Source organism: Chryseobacterium sp. SIMBA_028 (genome assembly GCF_046535285.1).
Classification (GTDB): domain Bacteria; phylum Bacteroidota; class Bacteroidia; order Flavobacteriales; family Weeksellaceae; genus Chryseobacterium.
The window spans coordinates 1-241 of sequence record NZ_JAWRWZ010000745.1 but is presented as its reverse complement, the minus strand read 5'-3'; the positions used below and the strand labels follow the sequence as shown (position 1 = coordinate 241).

Annotated in this window: 1 protein-coding gene; it reads right to left on the bottom strand. The window is 36.5% G+C overall.

The window, feature by feature from the left end; translation table 11 throughout:
• Positions 1-225: hypothetical protein (locus SCA31_RS25235; protein ID WP_410699675.1), on the bottom strand; the 225-nt coding region annotated here is incomplete at its 3' end.
• Positions 226-241: the final 16 nt, after the last annotated feature.

Genomic DNA, 241 nt, shown 5'->3' with positions numbered 1-241 from the left:
AACTCCAGATGCTGCCGCAACTTCAGGATCATAACCAGAGTAACCGGTAATTGTTGCTAAATTGTTTACTGTAACATAAATACGTGCATTAGTTACTGCGATACGTTGTAAAAATTCTTTATTTAAGCTATAACCAACTGTTAACTGAGCAATTCGCAGATACGATCCGTCTTCCACATAATATGATGACGGATAAGCAATATTAGCTGTATTTGTATTGCTCAAACTCCAAAGACTTGAG